Annotated in this window: 23 protein-coding genes; 18 read left to right on the top strand and 5 right to left on the bottom strand. The window is 37.4% G+C overall.

Going from position 1 to position 19,043, the window contains the following annotated elements; all coding sequences use genetic code 11:
* Window positions 1-17: 17 nt before the first annotated feature.
* From ACLIJJ_RS12880 to ACLIJJ_RS12915, 8 genes are all read left to right on the top strand, one after another.
* Window positions 18-716, top strand: a complete 699-nt coding sequence (locus ACLIJJ_RS12880) for a response regulator transcription factor (RefSeq protein WP_237941337.1) — start codon at window positions 18-20, stop codon at window positions 714-716.
* Complete coding sequence (locus ACLIJJ_RS12885; RefSeq protein ID WP_411411017.1) at window positions 713-2,077, top strand: sensor histidine kinase; 1,365 nt, start codon at window positions 713-715, stop codon at window positions 2,075-2,077. Before ACLIJJ_RS12880 ends, ACLIJJ_RS12885 begins: the two co-directional genes overlap by 4 nt.
* Window positions 2,074-2,778, top strand: coding sequence for a PepSY domain-containing protein (locus ACLIJJ_RS12890; RefSeq protein ID WP_237941338.1), 705 nt, complete (start codon window positions 2,074-2,076; stop codon window positions 2,776-2,778). Before ACLIJJ_RS12885 ends, ACLIJJ_RS12890 begins: the two co-directional genes overlap by 4 nt.
* Window positions 2,779-2,877: 99 nt before the next feature.
* Complete coding sequence (locus ACLIJJ_RS12895; RefSeq protein WP_233314008.1) at window positions 2,878-3,435, top strand: PepSY domain-containing protein; 558 nt, start codon at window positions 2,878-2,880, stop codon at window positions 3,433-3,435.
* Window positions 3,436-3,735: 300 nt separating this feature from the next.
* The gene (locus ACLIJJ_RS12900) at window positions 3,736-4,251 is read left to right on the top strand and encodes a TlpA disulfide reductase family protein (protein WP_233314007.1); all 516 of its coding nucleotides are present in this window, start codon (window positions 3,736-3,738) and stop codon (window positions 4,249-4,251) included.
* A gap of 188 nt (window positions 4,252-4,439) precedes the next feature.
* A complete protein-coding gene (locus ACLIJJ_RS12905) occupies window positions 4,440-4,571 on the top strand; it encodes an FbpB family small basic protein (protein ID WP_233314006.1) in 132 nt (43 codons plus the stop codon).
* Window positions 4,572-4,647: 76 nt separating this feature from the next.
* Window positions 4,648-4,791, top strand: coding sequence for an acid-soluble spore protein N (locus ACLIJJ_RS12910; RefSeq protein WP_127741263.1), 144 nt, complete (start codon window positions 4,648-4,650; stop codon window positions 4,789-4,791).
* A 145-nt stretch (window positions 4,792-4,936) separates the two neighbouring features.
* Window positions 4,937-7,279 carry an AAA family ATPase gene (locus ACLIJJ_RS12915; protein ID WP_237941340.1) on the top strand — a complete coding sequence of 781 codons (2,343 nt, stop codon included), beginning with the start codon at window positions 4,937-4,939 and terminating at the stop codon, window positions 7,277-7,279.
* Between the two features lie 282 nt (window positions 7,280-7,561).
* Here ACLIJJ_RS12915 and ACLIJJ_RS12920 read toward each other — a convergent pair whose 3' ends face one another.
* On the bottom strand, window positions 7,562-7,708 hold the full coding sequence (locus tag ACLIJJ_RS12920; RefSeq protein ID WP_411411018.1) for a hypothetical protein: 147 nt from the start codon (window positions 7,706-7,708) through the stop codon (window positions 7,562-7,564).
* A 122-nt stretch (window positions 7,709-7,830) separates the two neighbouring features.
* On the opposite strand from ACLIJJ_RS12920, the gene ACLIJJ_RS12925 reads away from it, so the two are divergent.
* The 5 genes from ACLIJJ_RS12925 to ACLIJJ_RS12945 all read left to right on the top strand — a co-directional run bounded on the left by ACLIJJ_RS12925 (window position 7,831) and on the right by ACLIJJ_RS12945 (window position 10,082).
* Entirely contained in the window at window positions 7,831-7,959 is a 129-nt protein-coding gene (locus ACLIJJ_RS12925; protein WP_267913291.1) for a hypothetical protein, read from the top strand.
* A 284-nt stretch (window positions 7,960-8,243) separates the two neighbouring features.
* Window positions 8,244-8,993 (top strand): hypothetical protein, encoded by a 750-nt coding sequence (locus ACLIJJ_RS12930; RefSeq protein ID WP_411411019.1) that lies wholly within the window; start codon window positions 8,244-8,246, stop codon window positions 8,991-8,993.
* Between the two features lie 92 nt (window positions 8,994-9,085).
* Window positions 9,086-9,256, top strand: coding sequence for a hypothetical protein (locus ACLIJJ_RS12935; protein ID WP_411411020.1), 171 nt, complete (start codon window positions 9,086-9,088; stop codon window positions 9,254-9,256).
* 88 nt (window positions 9,257-9,344) lie between these two features.
* Window positions 9,345-9,767 carry an acyl-CoA thioesterase gene (locus tag ACLIJJ_RS12940; protein ID WP_267913290.1) on the top strand — a complete coding sequence of 141 codons (423 nt, stop codon included), beginning with the start codon at window positions 9,345-9,347 and terminating at the stop codon, window positions 9,765-9,767.
* A 24-nt stretch (window positions 9,768-9,791) separates the two neighbouring features.
* Window positions 9,792-10,082, top strand: coding sequence for a hypothetical protein (locus ACLIJJ_RS12945; RefSeq protein ID WP_251647701.1), 291 nt, complete (start codon window positions 9,792-9,794; stop codon window positions 10,080-10,082).
* A 12-nt stretch (window positions 10,083-10,094) separates the two neighbouring features.
* Here the strand turns inward: ACLIJJ_RS12945 and ACLIJJ_RS12950 are convergent, their stop codons facing one another.
* From ACLIJJ_RS12950 to plsY, 4 genes are all read right to left on the bottom strand, one after another.
* Window positions 10,095-10,394, bottom strand: a complete 300-nt coding sequence (locus ACLIJJ_RS12950; protein ID WP_233313999.1) for a HesB/YadR/YfhF family protein — start codon at window positions 10,392-10,394, stop codon at window positions 10,095-10,097.
* 92 nt (window positions 10,395-10,486) lie between these two features.
* The gene (locus ACLIJJ_RS12955) at window positions 10,487-11,638 is read right to left on the bottom strand and encodes a CapA family protein (RefSeq protein WP_233313998.1); all 1,152 of its coding nucleotides are present in this window, start codon (window positions 11,636-11,638) and stop codon (window positions 10,487-10,489) included.
* Window positions 11,639-11,775: 137 nt separating this feature from the next.
* Entirely contained in the window at window positions 11,776-12,441 is a 666-nt protein-coding gene (locus tag ACLIJJ_RS12960; RefSeq protein ID WP_251647699.1) for a two-component system sensor histidine kinase NtrB, read from the bottom strand.
* A gap of 104 nt (window positions 12,442-12,545) precedes the next feature.
* On the bottom strand, window positions 12,546-13,148 hold the full coding sequence (gene plsY / locus ACLIJJ_RS12965) for a glycerol-3-phosphate 1-O-acyltransferase PlsY (protein WP_233313996.1): 603 nt from the start codon (window positions 13,146-13,148) through the stop codon (window positions 12,546-12,548).
* Window positions 13,149-13,306: 158 nt separating this feature from the next.
* Here plsY and ACLIJJ_RS12970 point away from each other — a divergent pair, with 158 nt between their 5' ends.
* From ACLIJJ_RS12970 to ACLIJJ_RS12990, 5 genes are all read left to right on the top strand, one after another.
* The gene (locus ACLIJJ_RS12970; RefSeq protein WP_251647697.1) at window positions 13,307-14,734 is read left to right on the top strand and encodes a phospholipase D family protein; all 1,428 of its coding nucleotides are present in this window, start codon (window positions 13,307-13,309) and stop codon (window positions 14,732-14,734) included.
* Between the two features lie 113 nt (window positions 14,735-14,847).
* Complete coding sequence (locus ACLIJJ_RS12975; RefSeq protein WP_396953837.1) at window positions 14,848-15,996, top strand: acyl-CoA dehydrogenase family protein; 1,149 nt, start codon at window positions 14,848-14,850, stop codon at window positions 15,994-15,996.
* A gap of 501 nt (window positions 15,997-16,497) precedes the next feature.
* Window positions 16,498-17,364: a carbon-nitrogen hydrolase family protein gene (locus tag ACLIJJ_RS12980; RefSeq protein ID WP_411411021.1), complete on the top strand. Its 867-nt coding sequence runs from the start codon at window positions 16,498-16,500 to the stop codon at window positions 17,362-17,364.
* A gap of 1 nt (window position 17,365) precedes the next feature.
* Window positions 17,366-18,037 carry a GNAT family N-acetyltransferase gene (locus ACLIJJ_RS12985; RefSeq protein ID WP_411411022.1) on the top strand — a complete coding sequence of 224 codons (672 nt, stop codon included), beginning with the start codon at window positions 17,366-17,368 and terminating at the stop codon, window positions 18,035-18,037.
* A 142-nt stretch (window positions 18,038-18,179) separates the two neighbouring features.
* On the top strand, window positions 18,180-19,004 hold the full coding sequence (locus ACLIJJ_RS12990; protein ID WP_411411023.1) for an aldo/keto reductase: 825 nt from the start codon (window positions 18,180-18,182) through the stop codon (window positions 19,002-19,004).
* Window positions 19,005-19,043: the final 39 nt, after the last annotated feature.

A 19,043-nucleotide genomic window follows, 5' to 3' on the forward strand; every position in this document is an offset into this window, starting at 1 on the left:
TAGGGAGCTGAGGAAGTTTGCCAAAGGATAAAATTCTTGTTATTGAAGATGAACAAAAAATCGCAAGAATCATTACGATGGAGCTCGAATACGAAGGTTATGAAGTTCACGCAGAGCATTCCGGTGTTAAAGGTTTAGAGAAAGTGCTTGAGGGAGGCTGGAGTCTTGTCTTGCTTGATGTAATGCTGCCAGAATTAAGCGGTTTAGAGGTCTTAAGAAGAATCCGCAATGCAGCTGTGCATGTTCCGGTTATTCTTTTGACTGCAAGAGATTCTATTCCAGACAAAGTAGCAGGCCTTGATTTAGGGGCAAACGACTATATGACAAAGCCATTCCAAATAGAGGAGCTGCTTGCCCGAATTCGGGCAAGCCTTCGCGTCAGCAAGATGCAATGGAAACAAGAGCAGGAAAAAGTGCTAGAAGTGGATGATTTAAAAGTATTTGTCAAATCTTATTCCGTAAAGCGTGCAGACATCGATATTGAACTGACACCAAGGGAATTTGAGCTGCTTCTTTATTTAATGGAAAATAAAAATATTGTGTTAAGCAGAGAACAAATTATGAATCATGTTTGGGGTTATGATTTTATGGCAGATACAAATGTGGTGGATGTTTATATAAGATATTTACGCAAGAAAATCGATTATCAATTTGATAGACAGCTGATTCAAACAATTCGCGGGGTTGGCTATGTCATTAAGGAATCTTCTATATGAGAGTCAGAACGCGCATCCAAGTTTTTTCAACATTGCTGCTAATCATAATGATGGTTTGTCTTAATACGACCATTTACTTCGTTTTTCAAAAGGAAATCCTTAAAAATGAAGTGAACGAAACAGCAGGCAAGTTGATGCAGGCAGCAGGAAATCTTGACAGTGCAACAACAGAAATGACGAGAAATTCCCTCCTGCGTGCCTTCGTCCCGGCAAATGGAATGATTCGTGCAATTGACGAAAATAATGCAGTGATTTTTACAAGCACGAAAGAATCAAGCTATGCTGATATAGACCATTCCTTTTCAGCTGGCCAATCGGAAAACGTTCTAAAACAAGATGGAAGCTCGTTTGCCGTTGCTTCACTGCCAGTCATCTGGAATGACGGCAGTGTAGTAAAGCTGGAGATGGCTGAAAATATCGACAGCTCACTGCGTATATTGGATGTATTAAGACTGATTCTGATAATCGGGACTGTTCTCGTTATATTGCCGACTTTTTTGGCTGGAAGATTGCTATCAAGTTTCATATTGACACCAATTCAGTCTCTTATAAAAACAATGGAGGAGATCCAGTCAAAGGGCAGTTTTCAAAAGCTTGAATTGCAAGACAGAAGTAAGGATGAATTGTATCAGCTTGGGAACACCTTTAACAAAATGATATCTATATTAGAATTGCAATATGATAAGCAAAAACAATTTGTCTATGATGCCTCGCATGAATTGAAAACTCCGCTTACTGTAATTGAAAGCTATGCCAGCATGCTGAAGCGCTGGGGAAAGAATAAGCCCGATGCTTTAGAGGAAGGAATAGATGCCATTTTATCAGAGGCGGTGCGTATGAAGGAAATGACAAATGAAATGCTTGAGCTGGCAAAAGCCGATGATCATCTTGTCTTGCATTTGGAAGACTTTGAGCTGAATAAGCTTTGCATCAAGACTGCGAAGAATATGGAAATGGCGACAGGACGGATCGTGTTAGTTGAAAAGGCAAGCACGCCAGTCATTCTGTATGGTGATAAGCAAAAAATAAAGCAGCTTCTTCTTATTCTCCTTGATAATGCCTTTAAGTATGGAGCAAATACAGTGAAATTGGCAGTGAACACTACACAAGAGAATATTATTTTAAAGGTTGAAGATGATGGCATCGGTATTGATAAAAAAAAGCAGCCGTTAATATTTGACCGCTTTTACCGTGCTGATATGTCGAGAAATCGGGGAAACGGCGGTGTTGGGCTAGGACTGTCGATCGCAAAACTTATCATGACTGCTCATGATGGTATGATTGAAGTGGAAAGTGAGTTAGATAAAGGAACAACGTTTACATGTATGTTCCCTGCAGGACAAAAGGCGGTGGACAAATGATGAACAAGAAGAAACTTCTCCTCATTAGCAGCTTCCTCCTGATTATTGTCCTATTGGTTTTAGGGTATTTTATCTTCTTCGCCGATGAAAGCAGTACTTTAACAGAGGATGCGGCAAAAGATTTTGTCTTGTCTAATTATGGAGGCACAGTAAGTAGTGTTTCACAAAGGGATGGAGAATCAGGACCTTCTTATCAAATCATTTTTGAAACAGACAGTGGTGTATACAATATAGTGCTTAACAAAAAGACAGGCAAAGTGGAGACCTTAATTCAACAATCTGTGAAGGATACTACCGACAAAGCTAGTCTCATCCAAGAAGAAGAGGCAAAAACGTTGATACAAGAGCAGATAAAAGGTGATTTATTGACAATTGAAGAAACAAACCAAGATAGTATTTCCTATTATTCTTTTATTATCAAAACAGAAGCTAAAGACACAGCCTATTTGCTAGACAGGGAAACTGGAGAAATTAAAGAAGATGCGGCAGACGGAACTACAGAATATATCTCAAAGGAAAAAGCAGAGGAAATAGCTTTACAGGAAATCGCAGGAACTGTTTCAGAAATCGATATGGAAGAGGATGAAGATTTCGGTCTCGTTTATGAATTGGAAATAGAAGCGGAAGGCGATAAAGAAGTAAAAATGTATATTAATGCCTATACAGGTGCCATTGAATCAATTAATTGGGACAATGATTAAAACGCTCCGATGAATTCTCATCAATTTCTCATATTTCTGCTAAAGTCTTATCATTTTCTCAGGATAGGATAGAAGTATAAGAAAAAGGAGGAATTTAAAATGAATACAATAAAAAAAGCGTGGAGCAAAATTATACAAACTAAATGGTTAAAATACGGTATCGGTGCAGCAATCATCGGTTTTGGCGGAGCAGCTGCATATGACCTGATTGATGACAGAGATGTCTATGCAAACGGTGGTATTGTAAAAAGCTTTACAGCAGAAACGGCGGCTGTATCAAAACAAGAGGCTGCTGAAATTGCTTCAAAAGAAAAGAATAGTGCTGTAGAAGAGGTAGAGCAAGAGTATACGGAAACTGGAGCAGGTGTATACCAAGTAGAATTCGCTGATGACCAAGATGATATATATGTCGATTCAGAAGACGGCACCATCATTACAAAGGAAATGCTTGCTGATAAAATTAAAGTAACAGAAGAGCAAGCGAAAGAAATAGCATTAAAAGAAGCAGATGGCACCATTACAGAATTTGAGTTAGATGATGATAACGCTCAATTCATTTATGACCTAGAAGTAACAGCAAAGGATGGCATGGAAACAGAGCTGAGCATTTCAGCAGAAACAGGAAAAATATTAAGTAAAGAGCAAGACAGGTTTTAATCTGACTATAAGAAGCAGCCTCATTTAGGCTGTTTTTTTATTTTAATCCTAATTTATGACAATATTCGCAACATTTATTATATCCTATATATTTTTCTGTCTATACCTGATAAGGTGTAAGGGACAGGAAACAAATGAGTTTTAAATGACGACGTGTCAGGCATGAAATATTTTGCTGATTTTACTCATTCCTATAACCTTATAATTTTACGCATTCAGCGTCCCTTCCAAAAATAAACATCGTAATTAAAATAAAAATGGAAAACTTAAATGTAAGAAATGATTATAGGAGTGGTCTTGATGAAAAAAATAATCGTATTTTTATGTATCCTTGTTAGTGTAAGCCTTTTACTTGTTGATATACAAAAAGCTTCTGCCGAAGGCACTGGAAAAAATATTGGAGTGAATATTGGAAATATCGCGCCTGACTTTATTTTGAAGGATATGAAAGGGCAAAAAGTGCGGCTTTCTGATTTAAAAGGTAAAAAAGTAATGATCAATTTCTGGGCAACATGGTGTCCGCCATGCAGACAGGAGATGCCGGAAATCGAGAAGTTTTTTCAAGAACAAAAGGGAGATATAGAGATACTGGCAATAAATATTGATGGCGGAGCTCCCAAAAACGTTGCTGATTATATAAAAAAAATGAAGCTTACTTTTCCTGTCGTGCTGGATGAACAAGATAAGGTAAATGAAATGTATAAGGTAATCACTATTCCCACTACTTTTTTAATTGATGAGAAAGGAGTTATTGTCAATAAATACTATTCTGTCATGTCATTAGAGATAATGAGGGAGTTAATAAGGAAGAAATAATTTCTGAAAGCGCTTTACAACTATATGGACATCACGTATAATGAGAGCGTATCAAAAGTATACATATGAGTATTGTTTTCAGAAAACAATGACTTTTCAAACTTTTAAAAGAATTTCTTCAAATGCGTATTAAAAACAGGCAATTTTGGGAATTATGAAAATATAAAAGGATAAAGGAGATAAAAGAGATGAGAAAACCTCGTAAACGGTCATTTCAGGAACTAGTGTCAGAAAATAAACTGCAATTGCTTCGAGACAGAGAAGCAATTGAGAAAATTGAAGAGCGCATTGAAAAAAAACATTTGAAAAAAGCAAGATAATCAATTAGTGAAAAATTTTGCCACACATCATCCATTCCTTTATAGTGCAAACTTTATATAAAGGAGGGGATGAATGATGAGCAATCCAAAAAAAGACAGCAAGCATTTTGTGCCTAGCCATATTGGAACTAAATCGAGAGGTTTCGGCGGCAATAAAGGCAAAAAAATGCAGGATACTTCAGGTCAGCATGCCCAAGTGATCCAAACAAAAGGTGAATAAACTTTTTAGCTTCTGTACATATGTGCAGAAGCTTTTTGTATGTATAAACGAAGGAAAACAGCTTAAATCATTAACGAATATTCACGATTATGATACTATAAGAAGATGTAAATAAACTTATATGTAAGTGAAGTGAAAGTAGATAATGGAAAAGAAATTCGAAAATACAGTCAGTCAAACAATTGCTTCTCTTGAAGAGGAATTTAAGAATACAGGTACTATTAACAACGAAAAAGCAGTTTTGTCTGCGATACAATCATTAAATGAAGCCGAGAAGCCAGAGATTGTCTCCCGATTGCTAACAATGGCGGCAATCTCCCGATTAAAAGCAAATGAAAAGGATTCAATTGCAACAGCATGGCTTAAAAAGGCGAAAGATTTAGATTCAAGTAATAAAGAGGCAAATAAATACCTTTCCCAAAACGACTGGAAAAACTATGAAGGCCTGTTGGACATGCTTAATTTCCCTGCGATTAGAGAGACAGATAACCGGACAGCGAAAAGGAAAATTGCTGAACAGTATATTAATAACTGCCGGAAGTTTCTTGATATGATTGATGATGAAAACGATAAATTAACAGAAAACAGTGCAGCAGCATCTATTTTTAATAATACACTTGCTGTGACTAAGTACAAAGAAATTATTACATTGCTGGATGAAGTAACGCAAAAAACATCTCAGCTTCTGCAATCATCTGAAGAATATGAAGAATCCATAAGCGGTGTTTTTCATACATCTATTTATTATGACAGTGTTAAAAAGCTGATTGAAGAGCTTAATGAGTTAAAGGCTGCTTGGTTGAACATTTTTAAAGAGGAAGACTCAAGCGAGGCAAAAGCGGAAACAACCTCAGCCTTAGAACAGCTTCAACAAATGATTGGCTTAGAGAAAGTTAAAAATAGAGTAAAGGATTTTTATCAATTCTTAAAGTATCAAAACTCAAGGAAAAAGCTCGGTTTCACCATTCAGGATGAATTAAGTCTTAATATGATTTTTACAGGAAATCCTGGTACAGGAAAAACGACATTGGCACGGTTAATGGCTAAAATTTATTATGAATTAGGTGTGCTGCCTAGTCAGGAGGTTGTTGAAACAGACCGATCCCAGCTAGTCGGAGGCTATATGGGGCAGACAGAGGAAAATGTGCGCAATGTTGTAAAGCAATCTCTTGGCGGTGTGCTGTTTATTGATGAAGCCTACAGCTTAAACAGAGATGGACAAGGCAATGATTACGGACAAACAGCGATTGACACATTGGTTTCCTTAATGACTAGTTCTGAATTCGGCGGGAAGTTTGCTGTTATATTAGCAGGCTATCCGGAAGAGATGAGACAGTTCCTTGACGGCAATCATGGATTAAGCAGCCGTTTTCCATCATCTAACTTTATTCATTTACCTAATTATTCTGCAGAGGAACTTGTTGCTATCGGAGAAAAAATTGCCAATGACAATGATTATGTCATCAGTGAAGAAGGCAAACAGCAATTAGAGCTGCGCCTTGAAAAGGAACAGGTTGATGAAAGCTTCGGCAATGCCCGTGCAGTTAAAAATATTGTCCTAGATGCGATTTTTAACAAAGGTTCTCAAGCACAATCAAACAAGCAGTTCCTCACATATACCTTGCTTGACGGCAATGATTTTGCTGCGTCAGAGGAGGAGGCTTCAGAAAATCCAGCGGAAGAACTTGATTCTATGATTGGTCTGACAAAGGTAAAGGATGAAATGAAAAAAATTATTTCATTCGTTAAAGTTCAGCAAGTCAGACGAACGAATTCTAAAAAGAACTTGCCTATCCAGCTTCATGCTGTATTTACGGGAAATCCAGGTACAGGAAAAACGACAGTTGCTAAGCTTTATGCCCAGTTCTTAAAGGATTGCGGGATTTTAAAGCGTGGGCATCTCGTAGTAGCAAGCAGAGCGGATTTTATAGCAGGATTTGTGGGCCAAACGGCGATTAAAACGAAAAAGAAGATCAGAGAAGCATTAGGCGGCGTTCTATTCATTGATGAAGCATATTCTCTATTGTCAGGATCTAATCAAGATTTCGGCAAAGAAGCTATCGACACACTTGTGATGGAAATGACAAAGCATAATGAAAATCTTGTTGTCGTCTTGGCCGGTTATCCTGATGAAACAAAGGCATTGCTTGAAAGCAATCCAGGTTTAACATCACGCTTCAAGAAGTTTATCCATTTCGAGGATTATAATAGTGAAGAATTGATTCAAATAATGGAAGGTTATGCGGCAAAATATGACTATCAGTTAGAAAATAATGCAAAGCTTGCCCTTCAGACAAAGCTTGCTTCATTTAACTCAAATGGAAATGGACGATTTGCGACTAATCTTGTAGATGAAGCTGTCCAGATGCAAGCATTGCGAATCATGGAAGCTAATGATGATAGCCTTGATTATTCTATTCTTACAGAAGCAGATATGCTTCATGCACTAGATTCCTTCAGCAACAGTGCAAACACAAAGCAATCATAATAGTAAACAAAAGGGGCTGTCTTTACAGCCGCTTTTTTATATAAAAAAGGACTATCCCATAAGGATAGTCAAAATCAGCAGTTTTTATCTCAGGTGTGTAGTTTATGTGAAAAACTGCAGACTTTATTGTACTTTTTTTAAAAGCAAATAACAAAGGTAATTTAAACCAACAACTGTTGGTGGTGTGGGGATTAGCGTTGTTTATATCATGTTTTGAGAGGTTAAAAATGCACTGTATGAGGTCTGACTAATAGTGAATGCTAACATTTTCACAAATTCAGCTTATTTTTGCTCCAATAGTTCACCGAAGAAATAAATCTCATCTGTTATTTTGCTTTTTATCTCGTAATCTTCACATTTTTTACACTCATTCACTAGAAAATATATATGTCTAATGAATAAAAGCATTTCATCATCTTTAATCATCATTCTAACTCCTTGTAGATAGATAGTACCAAAAATAACGATATAACCTATAAAATATTGTTTTTTATTTCCATTAAGTGGGTATTTATAATTATAACAAAATAAACTACTAGGAGTAAAGAATTATGGGTCTCATTGAAAAGCTGCAGAAGAAAATAGTAGAAACAGATTGGACAGAGCTAGTTGCAGAAGGGAAAGTGGAAGATGAGAAAAGAGAGGAAAACAGCAAAGAAAAAAGTGGAGAAGCTCCCTAATACTTAAAGCTTTACATAATAGTGCGAGCTAAGGTATATTCGGGAAATAAAAAACACCATTTTGGTGTTTTTTATTTCGAATTATTAAGGTAATATTAATAAGTAAAAATGTCAAACGTATCTACATAAAAATCGTATGAAGCTTATAAAAAAAATAGGTGAAAGAAATCATTACAGCTGTCTAAGAGAACTTAAAACTATCTAAGTTCGATGGACTTCTCTCCATTAAAATATGGTAAAATGGATAAATATAACATTTGTCCATGGGGAAAGAGTTCGTTTTTTTGAGAAAAAGATTGACGCTATGTATCGTATTTAGCTGTACATTATTATTATTATATGGAAACAGCGTAAAGGATAGTAATAGTAATAGTAATAGTAATGTCGAACGGCGAGAACTGGATACTGTAAATGTTTCTGACACTGAATTATTGTCTGTTGCTGAAATAAAAGATATTAGCGAGAAATCGTATAAGCTGGCAGAATTGGCCAAAGACTATGCAGAACAGAATCAGCACCTTAATATGGAACCCTTTAAACAGGCATTGCAGCCTTACTTTACGGAAGCTTTCATAAGTAAGCTTAATTCAGTAGAATTTACTGTCCCTACAGGTGGTAATTTCCCAGCAGATTTTGATTATCAGCAGCATTTCATCGTGAAAGATCATTCGAAAAATAAGATTATCGTGGAGACGGCACAAACGTCATACAATAATATGCCCCTAATCTATACAATAGAGGCAGAAAAAGAGCAAGGTCAATGGAAGATTAACAATCTTGACTATATGGAACATACAGATTCTTCTAGTAAGGCAATGAATACTGCAAAAATCACAGAGAAAGAAGCAGGTAAATTAGTTGGCGGTTATTTGCTGGGAGACGAATATATAATTGAATCAGTCAAGCGGGGAAAAGAGAATGTTTTTTACATTAATGCATTTGTAGAAGTAAGTTCTACACAAATGATTGGGGTTTCACTGAAAATGGATAGACTTACTGGAAAGATAACAAGCTTGATGGCAGTAAATACATAACAAGCTATGCTGTTTAAAACGCTTAACATGAATACATATTAATAACTGTAGAAACAAGGTAGATAGATTTGATTAGTTATATGGAGGGGAATATGACTGATTTAGATACAGAGTATAAGCTCTTGCAAATGGAGATTAAAAAGCTTTCCATTCAGATGGAGAACATGCCTGTAATGGCAAAAGGATATAAAGAGCTGTTGCGGAAAGAAGTAAAATTGACAAAAAAAATGCAAGAGCTCATTAATAGGATGGTTGCGGAGTAATGTTGAAGGTGGCACTTTCCTTGATTAGTTGCTGAATTAACCATAATATTAATAAGGAAGAAATAATACAAAGGAAGTGCAAGCAGATTTGGAATACGTACATAAACTAGATTTAAAGATCGATTATGCAGATACCGACATGATGGGTGTCGTGTATCATGCGAATTACTTAAAGTTTTTTGAGCGCGGCAGAACAGCGCTGATAGAGGATATTGGATATAGCTATGTAGCGATGGAGGATGCTGGGTACTTCGCTCCTGTCTATGATGTACAGGCTACGTATAAGAAGCCGTTAAGATACGGAGAAAAAGCGTATGTGAAAACATGGATAGACTTAAATGATGGCATTAAAACGGTTTATGGATATCAGATTGTAAATGAGCAAGGAGATCTTTGTGTAGAGGGTACGACTACCCATATCATTGTCAGTAAAGATAGCTTCCGCCCTAAATCATTTAAAAAGACCTTTCCGGAATGGTTCCAAAAGTATGAGGAGCTAAAAAAGAAATAACCGTTTTTTAAGGAGACTAATACTATGGCGTTTGGCATCAACCGAAAGGAATTGGCAGACTGGAAAAGAAAAATAGATGAAGGCCAGATTGCTTTTTTGACTCATTATTGGCTTGATGACCGCTTTCCAGGCTGCAAGACAGTCACGAAGGTTGGCTGTGCGGATTTGAAAAGGCTCGAGCAATGGGGAGCGAAGTATGGATTAAAAAAAGAGTGGATACATAAAAGGAAAGATGGCTATTCTCATTTTGATCTTCTTGGCGATACCCAAAAAAATATTTTGGAGAAGGAAGGAATCGATATTCTTCTCAAGTAAAAAGCAGGCTAATTAAGCCTGCTTTTCTGTGTAATGATATTCCGGTTCCTGTGCAGCTTCATTGAAGTTTGCGTATAAATCATTGTTATCAAAATACCAAAGATCTTTTTCTTCAATATAATAACGGATGCCGTCTTTTTCTGTGCTAACTGCTGAGTTCACAGGCTTTTCGTTAGAAATTCCTAGTGAAAATCCCTGTTGGACAGTGCTGCATCCTCCGTATCGGGCGAAAAATCGCACATAATCTCCTTCGTTTAGAAGCATTTCATCTTTATACCATTCTGCTGCTTTATCGCTAACTACTATTTTCATTTCAAGCACCTCTTTTTTGAGATTAGATTAACCCTCACTTTTATTATAAAGGATAAACATATACTATGCACATAATTAAACTGTCTGTAAGTTTATTTAGGCTGCACATTTTTCAGCATATGTGTCATGATCTCCTTATAGCTTTCCTCACTGTCAGGCATTCCAAGACTACCAGCTTCTTCTAGAGGAACCATTTTATAGTCTTTATCATTTTTACTGTAGACATATGTTGGGTAAAAGGATGGAACCTCTATTTTTTTCGTCACTTTACCGCCCAGTTCAGTTTTTGTCACTTTGACAGTGGCCATTCCACCAATATCTCGATAATCATCTGCTTGTCCTGACAGGAAATTGCCGAGAGAATAGACGACTAAGGACTTTTCTCCGTTTTTGTCATACATCCATTCCATTGGCTGCAGAACATGTGGATGTCCTCCGAAAATAATGTCGACACCTTCATTAACGAGATATTGGGCGAGAGTTTTTTGTTCCACATTTGGCTTCCGTTCATATTCTGTGCCCCAATGTATGCCCATTACCACAAAGTCAGCTTGTTTTTTTGCCTGCGCTATCTCTTTTTGCATTTTTTCCTTATCAATAAGATTGACGATATAGTCGTCCTTTTTGGGAACAGTAATACCATTCAAACCATATGTGTAAGAAAGATAAGCAATTTTTATGCCGTCATGCTCCATTATGCGGAGCTTTTGTTGGTCTTCTTTATTTTCAAATGTACCAACATAAGGAAGCTTGATTTTTTTTAAGTACGCAAGAGACTGCTTTTGGGCATCAACACCTCTGTCTAAAGAATGATTATTAGCAGTTGTCACAATGTCGACACCTGCATCAATTAGCGCATCTGCGACTTCATGTGGACTATTGAAAGCAGGATAGCTGGATAAACCAATTTTCTCGCCTGCCACAATGGTTTCCTGATTAGCCAGAAGGATGTCCGGCTTTTGTAAGATTGGCTTCACTTCTTCAAGCATAGGCCTAAAGTCAAAACCGTCTTTTACTTTTGCTTCATTATATACCCTATCGTGAATTAGAATATCCCCGACAGCACCTAAAGTGACTTCTTTGCCAATGCTTTTTGTGCTGAGTTGTGTTTTTTTTGAGGGCTGATTGCTGCTTGTATTGCTGTTTTGCTTGATTAATGTTGCTTCATCAAGCTTAAAAATAAAAAAGGCTGTGATCGAAATACCGATAAAAGCAAGCAATAGATAGAGCTGGATTTTTTTCATTATTCATTCCTGCCTTTAATTGCGTTTTCCTAAAAAAGATAAGTTCCTTTATAGGATAACAAAAAAGCACGGTCGATTCGACTAATTTCGCAAAATGGAAAAATAATGAAATTTCTGATAAAGGATGACAGAATTGCTTAACAGATAGGCAGTTTTACAATAAATTCTGTTCCTGCGTCAAGTTCGGAGTGAACAGTGATTTGACCGTTAGCTTCATGAATAATTGATTGACATATGCTCAAACCTAGTCCTGTTCCAGTCCGTTTTGTTGTGAAATAAGGTGTAAATAGCATGTCTAAAGCTTCTGGCGGAATACCAGGTCCATTATCCTTAATGGAAATAATGCCAAATTGTCTTTCTGTGTAGGCACTAATAGTAATCCTGCCATTTGCTCTGCTTGCTTCAATGGCATTTTTTAAAATGTTTGCAAGCACCTGTGCCAGCTGCTGTTTTGGTATTTGTACATTAAAGTTGCCCGCAAAAAATGTTTCAAGCTGAAGGTTTTTAAATTGAATGGCTTGCTCAAAAAGAAGGGTAGTTTTCGTAATCGCTTCCTTCATATTAGTTGTTTCCTGCCTGTTAGCTGGTGGATTGTTGTGCACCATTTCATAGAGCAGACCATTTGCTCTGTCGAGTTCTTCTATGGCGATTTCTGTATATAGAGATCTTTTTAATGCAGGTAAATCTGGATTGGCAAGAAGCTGAAGAAGGCCGCGGACTGCGGTTATTGGATTTTTGATTTCATGAGCATAGCCAGCCGCTGTTTTGTGAGGATTGTTTAGAAGTTTGTGGTTATCTGACATAAAGTTCAACCGTCCTTTTCGCATTAGTTAGTAAACTTTATGACGAAATTAAGCTATATATGTCAAAAAACCAAAAAAACCATCGCAAGGATGGTTTTAATTATTTACAGCCAAGTAATTTTCGGCTCTGTCTTATTTATGATTCGTTTAATATTTGCCCGATGTCTATATACAACAAATATAGTTAGAATAGCAAGGATGGCAATCAGAAGCTTGTCATCCCAAAGGATAATTGAATAAACCAACCCGGCAGCTCCTGCAATCATGGATGACAGAGAAACATACTTTGATAAGTATAGTGCCAGGAAAAAGACAGCAATAATTATAATAAATAACAGCGGTTCATGCCCTAGCAGAATACCGGCAGATGTTGCGACTGCTTTACCGCCTTTAAAGCCTGCAAATATTGGATACATATGGCCGATTACCGCAACTACTCCGAAAATTAAGGGACTTACACTGACATCTATATCTGTGAACAGACCAAGCAAAACAGGCAGGCATGTTGCCAGCGTTCCTTTTAAAATATCAGAAAATGTCACGACAAAGCCCGCTTTTTTGCCAAGCACCCGAAACGAATTCGTTCCGCCTAAGTTTCCGCTTCCGTGTTCTCGTATATCTATTTTATAAAAAGCCTTACCAATAATTAACCCGGAAGGAATGGATCCTATCAGGTAGGCTAAAATAATTAAAATGGCAATGATCAATGCTAACTCTCCTTCGTTCTATGTATATGGATATTGTACCACGTATTTATAAATTCTCACTCTTTTTTCGAAAAAATCTTCTAGTCATTAAGTTTATCGCTTCCTGCATAAAGGGAAAAAGATTATTATTATTTTTTTGTAAACTTGGGGGAAATGAAATGAGAATAACAAAAAAGTTAGCAGCAAATATACTTGTCGTATATTTCGCCGTCTACATAAGCGTAATAGTATATCATACACTTAAACCATTGCCTCAAGGGCTGTCATATGAAGGTGAGATACATTTAGTAGAGGATAAAGATATTGAGTTTGTGGAGGATACAACCTATAAGGATAAGAAGGGCAACCAACATTTGAATCAGGAAATAATTGCCCGAATGCTTGATGAGGTAGATAAAGCAGAGCAATTTATTGTGATAGACATGTTTTTATTTAACAGCGATACGAACGATGATCAAACATATCCAAAAATTACAGAAAAGTTCTTGGACAAGCTTGTGAAGAAGAAACAAAAGAATCCTGATTTAAAGCTTATCTTTATAACAGATCCTGTAAATACCACGTATCATTCCTACCCGTCTCCTGAGCTCGAAAAACTTAAATCTATCGGCGCGCAAGTGGTGGAAACGAATATGGAAAGCCTGCGTGATTCGAACCCACTGTATTCTGCTTTCTGGAGGATGTCGATGAAATGGTTCGGACACGGTAAGGATGGTCATCTTCCTAATCTTTTAGCTGATAGCGGACCAGATGTGACATTGAGGTCTTATTTAGATTTGCTGAATGTTAAGGCAAATCATCGCAAGGTGTTAATTACGGAAAAATCAGCCATCGTTTCATCAGGTAATATTCATGATGCGAGCGGATATCATTCTAATATTGCCTATACAGTTAAAGGAAATATTATTAACGATTTGTTAGAAACGGAGGAGAGTGTTTATCAATTAATGGATAAGACTACTTTTCCTGTCGCCAAAAAAACAGAGGAAAAAGGCGATATTAAACTACAGCTTTTGACAGAAGGAAAAATAGCCAAACATGTTATACGAGAGATTCACAATACAGCTGCCGGTGATACTATTTGGATTGGTATGCTTTATCTTGCCGACAGACCAGTAATGGAAGAGCTGATAGCTGCATCAGCAAGGGATGTTAATATCCGGCTGATTCTTGACCCTAATCAAAACTCCTTCGGAAATAAGAAGGCAGGCCTTCCCAATGTTCCAACTTCTGCTGAGTTGATGAAAAAAGGCAATGGTCATATTGCGATAAGATGGTATAACACTGGGATGGAGCAGTACCATTCTAAGCTGATGCTTATAGAAAGAGATAAGGAAAATGTCATAATAGCAGGATCGGCCAACTATACAAGAAGAAATCTTCATGATTTAAATTTAGAAACAAATATAAAAATAGCAGCTGCTCCAGACAAAGATATAATGAAAGAAACAAAAAGTTATTTTGATAAACTTTGGTCTAATAAAGACGGAGAATATACAAAAAATTACAGCACAGAAGCGGAACTTCCTGCATTTCGTTATTTGCTGTACCGCCTGCAGCGCCTGCTTTGGTTTACAACTTATTGAAAGGTTCTTCGGTCGGGCAGTTTCATATACAAGTAACAAAGAGTCCTTTATAATAAAAAGGAGAGAGTCAGACAGTATATAACAAGAACTTTTAGTGCGGGAGATGAAAAAAGGTGACTGCGAATTTTTCACAGATGAAGGAACTTGGCGAAAGACTGGAAGCAATGGAAAGGTTGGCAGTTAAGTTTTCAGAAAGAGCAAGGGAAGTGGATGAAAATGGAACTTTCCCATATGAAAATATTAGCGAACTTCAAAAGAGCGGTTATACATATTTAACAGTGCCAAGTGAATATGGCGGCAAGGAGATATCTGTTTATGAAATGGTACGGCTGCAGGAGGCAATTGCCATCGGTGATGGCTCAACAGCCTTATCCATTGGCTGGCATATGGGCGTTATCCGCAATATGTACGAAAATAACTGGGAGCCGTCGCTTCTTGAAGAAATGTATACAGCAATTAAGGGTGGAGCACTTATAAATAGTGCTGCTACCGAGCCTCAGACTGGGAGTCCAACTAGGGGAGGGAAACCTCAAACGACAGCAGAGCAAAACGGAGATACTTGGGTAATTAATGGACGCAAATCCTTTACATCCATGTCACCGATGCTTGATTACTTCATTGTCAGTGCATCTATTAAGGATTCAGACGAGGTAGCCAACTTTTTAATTGCAAAGGATAACCCAGGCTTAAAAATTGAAGAAACTTGGGACAGCATCGCTTTAAGAGGAACAGGCAGTCATGATGTGTACTTCGAAAATGCAATCATAGAGAAGCGTTTTTTAGTGGAGAAACTAGGGGGAGCAAGAAAGATTAATCCATGGCTGCTTCATATCCCTGCTTGTTATTTAGGGATTGCTGGGGCAGCTCAAAAAGAAGCGGTCAGATTTGCAAAAAGCCACTCGCCCAACAGCATAACAGGAACAATCAGCGACCTTCCGAATGTGCGCACGAAAATCGGCGAAATGGAGTTGAAAATGCAGACTGCCAAGCATTTCCTTTATTCCGTCAGCAAAAAATGGGATGCTGCACCAAAGGAGGAGCAGCAAGCTTTAGTTCCTGAAATGAGCGCTGCCAAGCATTTTGTAACAAACACAGCGATTGAAGTAGTCGACTTGGCTATGCGTATTGCAGGAGCACGAAGTCTGTCAGCAAGCAGCTCGCTGCAACGATATTACCGCGATGTGCGGGCAGGACTTCATAATCCTCCGATGGATGATATGACAATTTCTCAGCTAGCAGAGAAATCATTAAGAGAGATTTAACATAAAAAAAGACCCAAGGTTTTCTTGGGTTTATTTGTATTAGACTTAGGCTGCATGGTTCTCTGGCCGTTTTTTTCTGCGTAGAAGAGACATTCTCTGTTTCAGAAACAACTCCCATCTTGCTGGTCCATGTAAATAGCGCTTTACACTAAAAATAATGGTTTCCTCCAATAAAAAGAAAAAAAGCAATCCCCAAAGCAAATATTTAATGATAAGCCCTCCCTTGTTGGCTACATAAATCACCTAAGCTTTGTAAATATGTTATTTATTTAATTATCTGTAATATATATCCATTGTATCATGAAATAGTAAATTTATGTTTAAAAGAACCTAAACCTAAATTTACCATTTCAATTATTTTAGGAACGATTTATGCTAAATTAGATAAAATATAAAAAACTGATGCAAAACTATTGAAAACAGACAAAAAATGACGCATAATCTATTCTTGTAACTTTCAATGAAGTACCAAAAAATTTTTTTGTTAAAGGGAGATGGAAGATGAAAATAAGAGTTTCTGCCGTGCAGTATATGCTGAAAAACATTAAGTCATTTGAAGATTTTGCAAAGCAATGTGAACACTATGTCCGAACGGCACAAGAATTTGGCGCTGAGTTTGTTTTGTTTCCTGAATTTTTTACAACACAATTATTGTCAATGGGCGATGGTCAAAATCCGTTAACCATTAATGAGTTGCCTGGGTTTACAGAACAGTACCAAAATCTGTTCCGCACATTTGCTGTACAAACTGGCATGCATATTATCGGTGGAACTCATGTTATCCGCAGGGATGACAAATTATTTAACGTCGCCCATTTATTTTATCCAGATGGAAAAATAGAGGAGCAGGCTAAGCTTCATATTACTCCAACAGAAATTGATGAGTGGAATATGGAAAAAGGCGACAGCTTCCGTATTTTTGAAACAGATAAAGGGAAAATTGCAATTTTGACATGCTATGATATAGAATTTCCGGAAATTGTCCGGATGGCAAAAGCAAAAGGTGCTGATGTTATCTTTTGTCCTTCTTGTACAGATGATCGTCACGGTTTTCATCGTGTTCGTTACACTTGCCATGCAAGAGCAATTGAAAACCAAGTGTATGTAGTCGTAACAGGAACGGTCGGCTCCTTAACTAATGTTGACTTCATGCGTGCGAATTTTGGCCAGGCGGCTGTCATTACTCCAAATGATATCCCATTTCCTCCAAAAGGGATCATGGCAGAAGGCGAGCTTAATGATGATATAATCATCACAGCAGATCTTGATCTATCTCTATTATACGAGGTGCGTGCTAAAGGTTCTGTGACAACTTGGAGAGACAGACGTACTGATATGTATACAGATTGGGAAACAATAGAGGGCTGATATGTATTACAGCAGCAGCTTTTATATATATGAAGGAAATAAATTGAAAAAATGCAGGGTCCGTAATTATCAGGAAGCAGATTTTGCTGAATTGATCAAAATTCAGGAAGAATGCTTCCCACCTCCGTTTCCGTCAGAGCTTTGGTGGACGAAGGAGCAATTGGCGAGTCATATAGCTATTTTTTCTGATGGAGCCATTTGTGTGGAAGTTGACGGAATATTAGCTGGTTCCATTACCTCTTTATGTGTGGATTATGACGAAAAGCATCCGCATCATACTTGGAGTGAACTGACAGATGACGGAAATATTACTACACATAATCCAAATGGGAATGCTATTTATATTGTGGATATAAGTATCAGGCCAGCTTTTCGCTCTCTAGGATTAGGGAAAATTATGATGCAAAGCATGTACCAGATAGTTATTGAAAAAAATCTCGATCGACTTCTTGGCGGCGGCAGAATGCCAGGTTATCGAAAATGGGCAGATCAGCTTACTCCTGAAGCTTATATAAAGGATGTTATTGCAGGTGAAAAGAAGGACCCTGTCATTTCCTTTTTGCTGAGATGTGAAAGGACTCCTGTAGCTGTATTGCAGGACTATTTGGAAGATGAGGATTCTTTAAACTATGCTTTGCTGATGGAATGGAGAAATCCGTTTAAACATAATTAGCTAAACCTCTGTTAAGTATACAGAGGTTTTTTTTTGGCATGATAACAAAGGGAAAATGCACTTGTATTTCGCAAAGCAAAATACTTTATTCCCAGGACATATTATGAGAAAATAGCAGCGTACATATTAGGAGGGATTAGGGATGAATTTACAGTCAACGGTAAAGTTAAATAATGGTGTGGAAATGCCTAGATTCGGTTTAGGTGTTTTTAAAGTGGAAGAAGGTCAAGAGGTTATCGATTCTGTAAAATCAGCCATTAAAGCAGGTTACATAAGCATTGATACAGCGGCTGTATATAAGAACGAAGAAGGTGTTGGCCAAGGCATTAAAGAGTCTGGCGCCAACAGAGAAGATTTGTTTATTACGACAAAAGTATGGAATGCAGACCAAGGCTATGAGTCTACATTAGCAGCATTTGAAACGAGTATTCAAAAGCTTGGCCTTGATTATATTGATTTATATCTTGTGCACTGGCCAGTAAAGGGCAAGTATAAGGAAACGTGGAAAGCACTTGAGAAATTATATAAAGATGGAAAAGTGAAAGTAATCGGTGTCAGCAACTTCCATCAACATCATTTAGAGGATCTGTTGGAAGAGGCAGAAATCGTGCCAATGGTGAACCAAATTGAGCTTCATCCATTGTTAAGCCAAGTAGAGCTACGTGATTTCTGTAAGGAAAAAGGCATTGTTGTAGAAGCATGGTCTCCGCTTGCACAAGGAAAGCTGCTTGATAATCCTGTTCTTGCTGAAATTGCTGGGAAATACAATAAGTCTACCGCGCAAATTATCTTAAGATGGGATCTGCAAAATGATATTGTGACAATACCGAAATCCATTAAAGAACACAGAATCATTGAAAATGCTGACATTTTTGATTTTGAATTAACGAATGAGGACATCGACAAGATCAATGCCCTTAACAAGAATGAACGAGTAGGTCCAGATCCTGATAACTTCAACTTTTAATTTTTAGAACAGGGAGTATTGCTCCCTGTTTTTTGCTGT

Origin of the sequence: Niallia laureatilytica, assembly GCF_046613985.1 — a bacterium.
Lineage (GTDB): Bacteria > Bacillota > Bacilli > Bacillales > Cytobacillaceae > Niallia.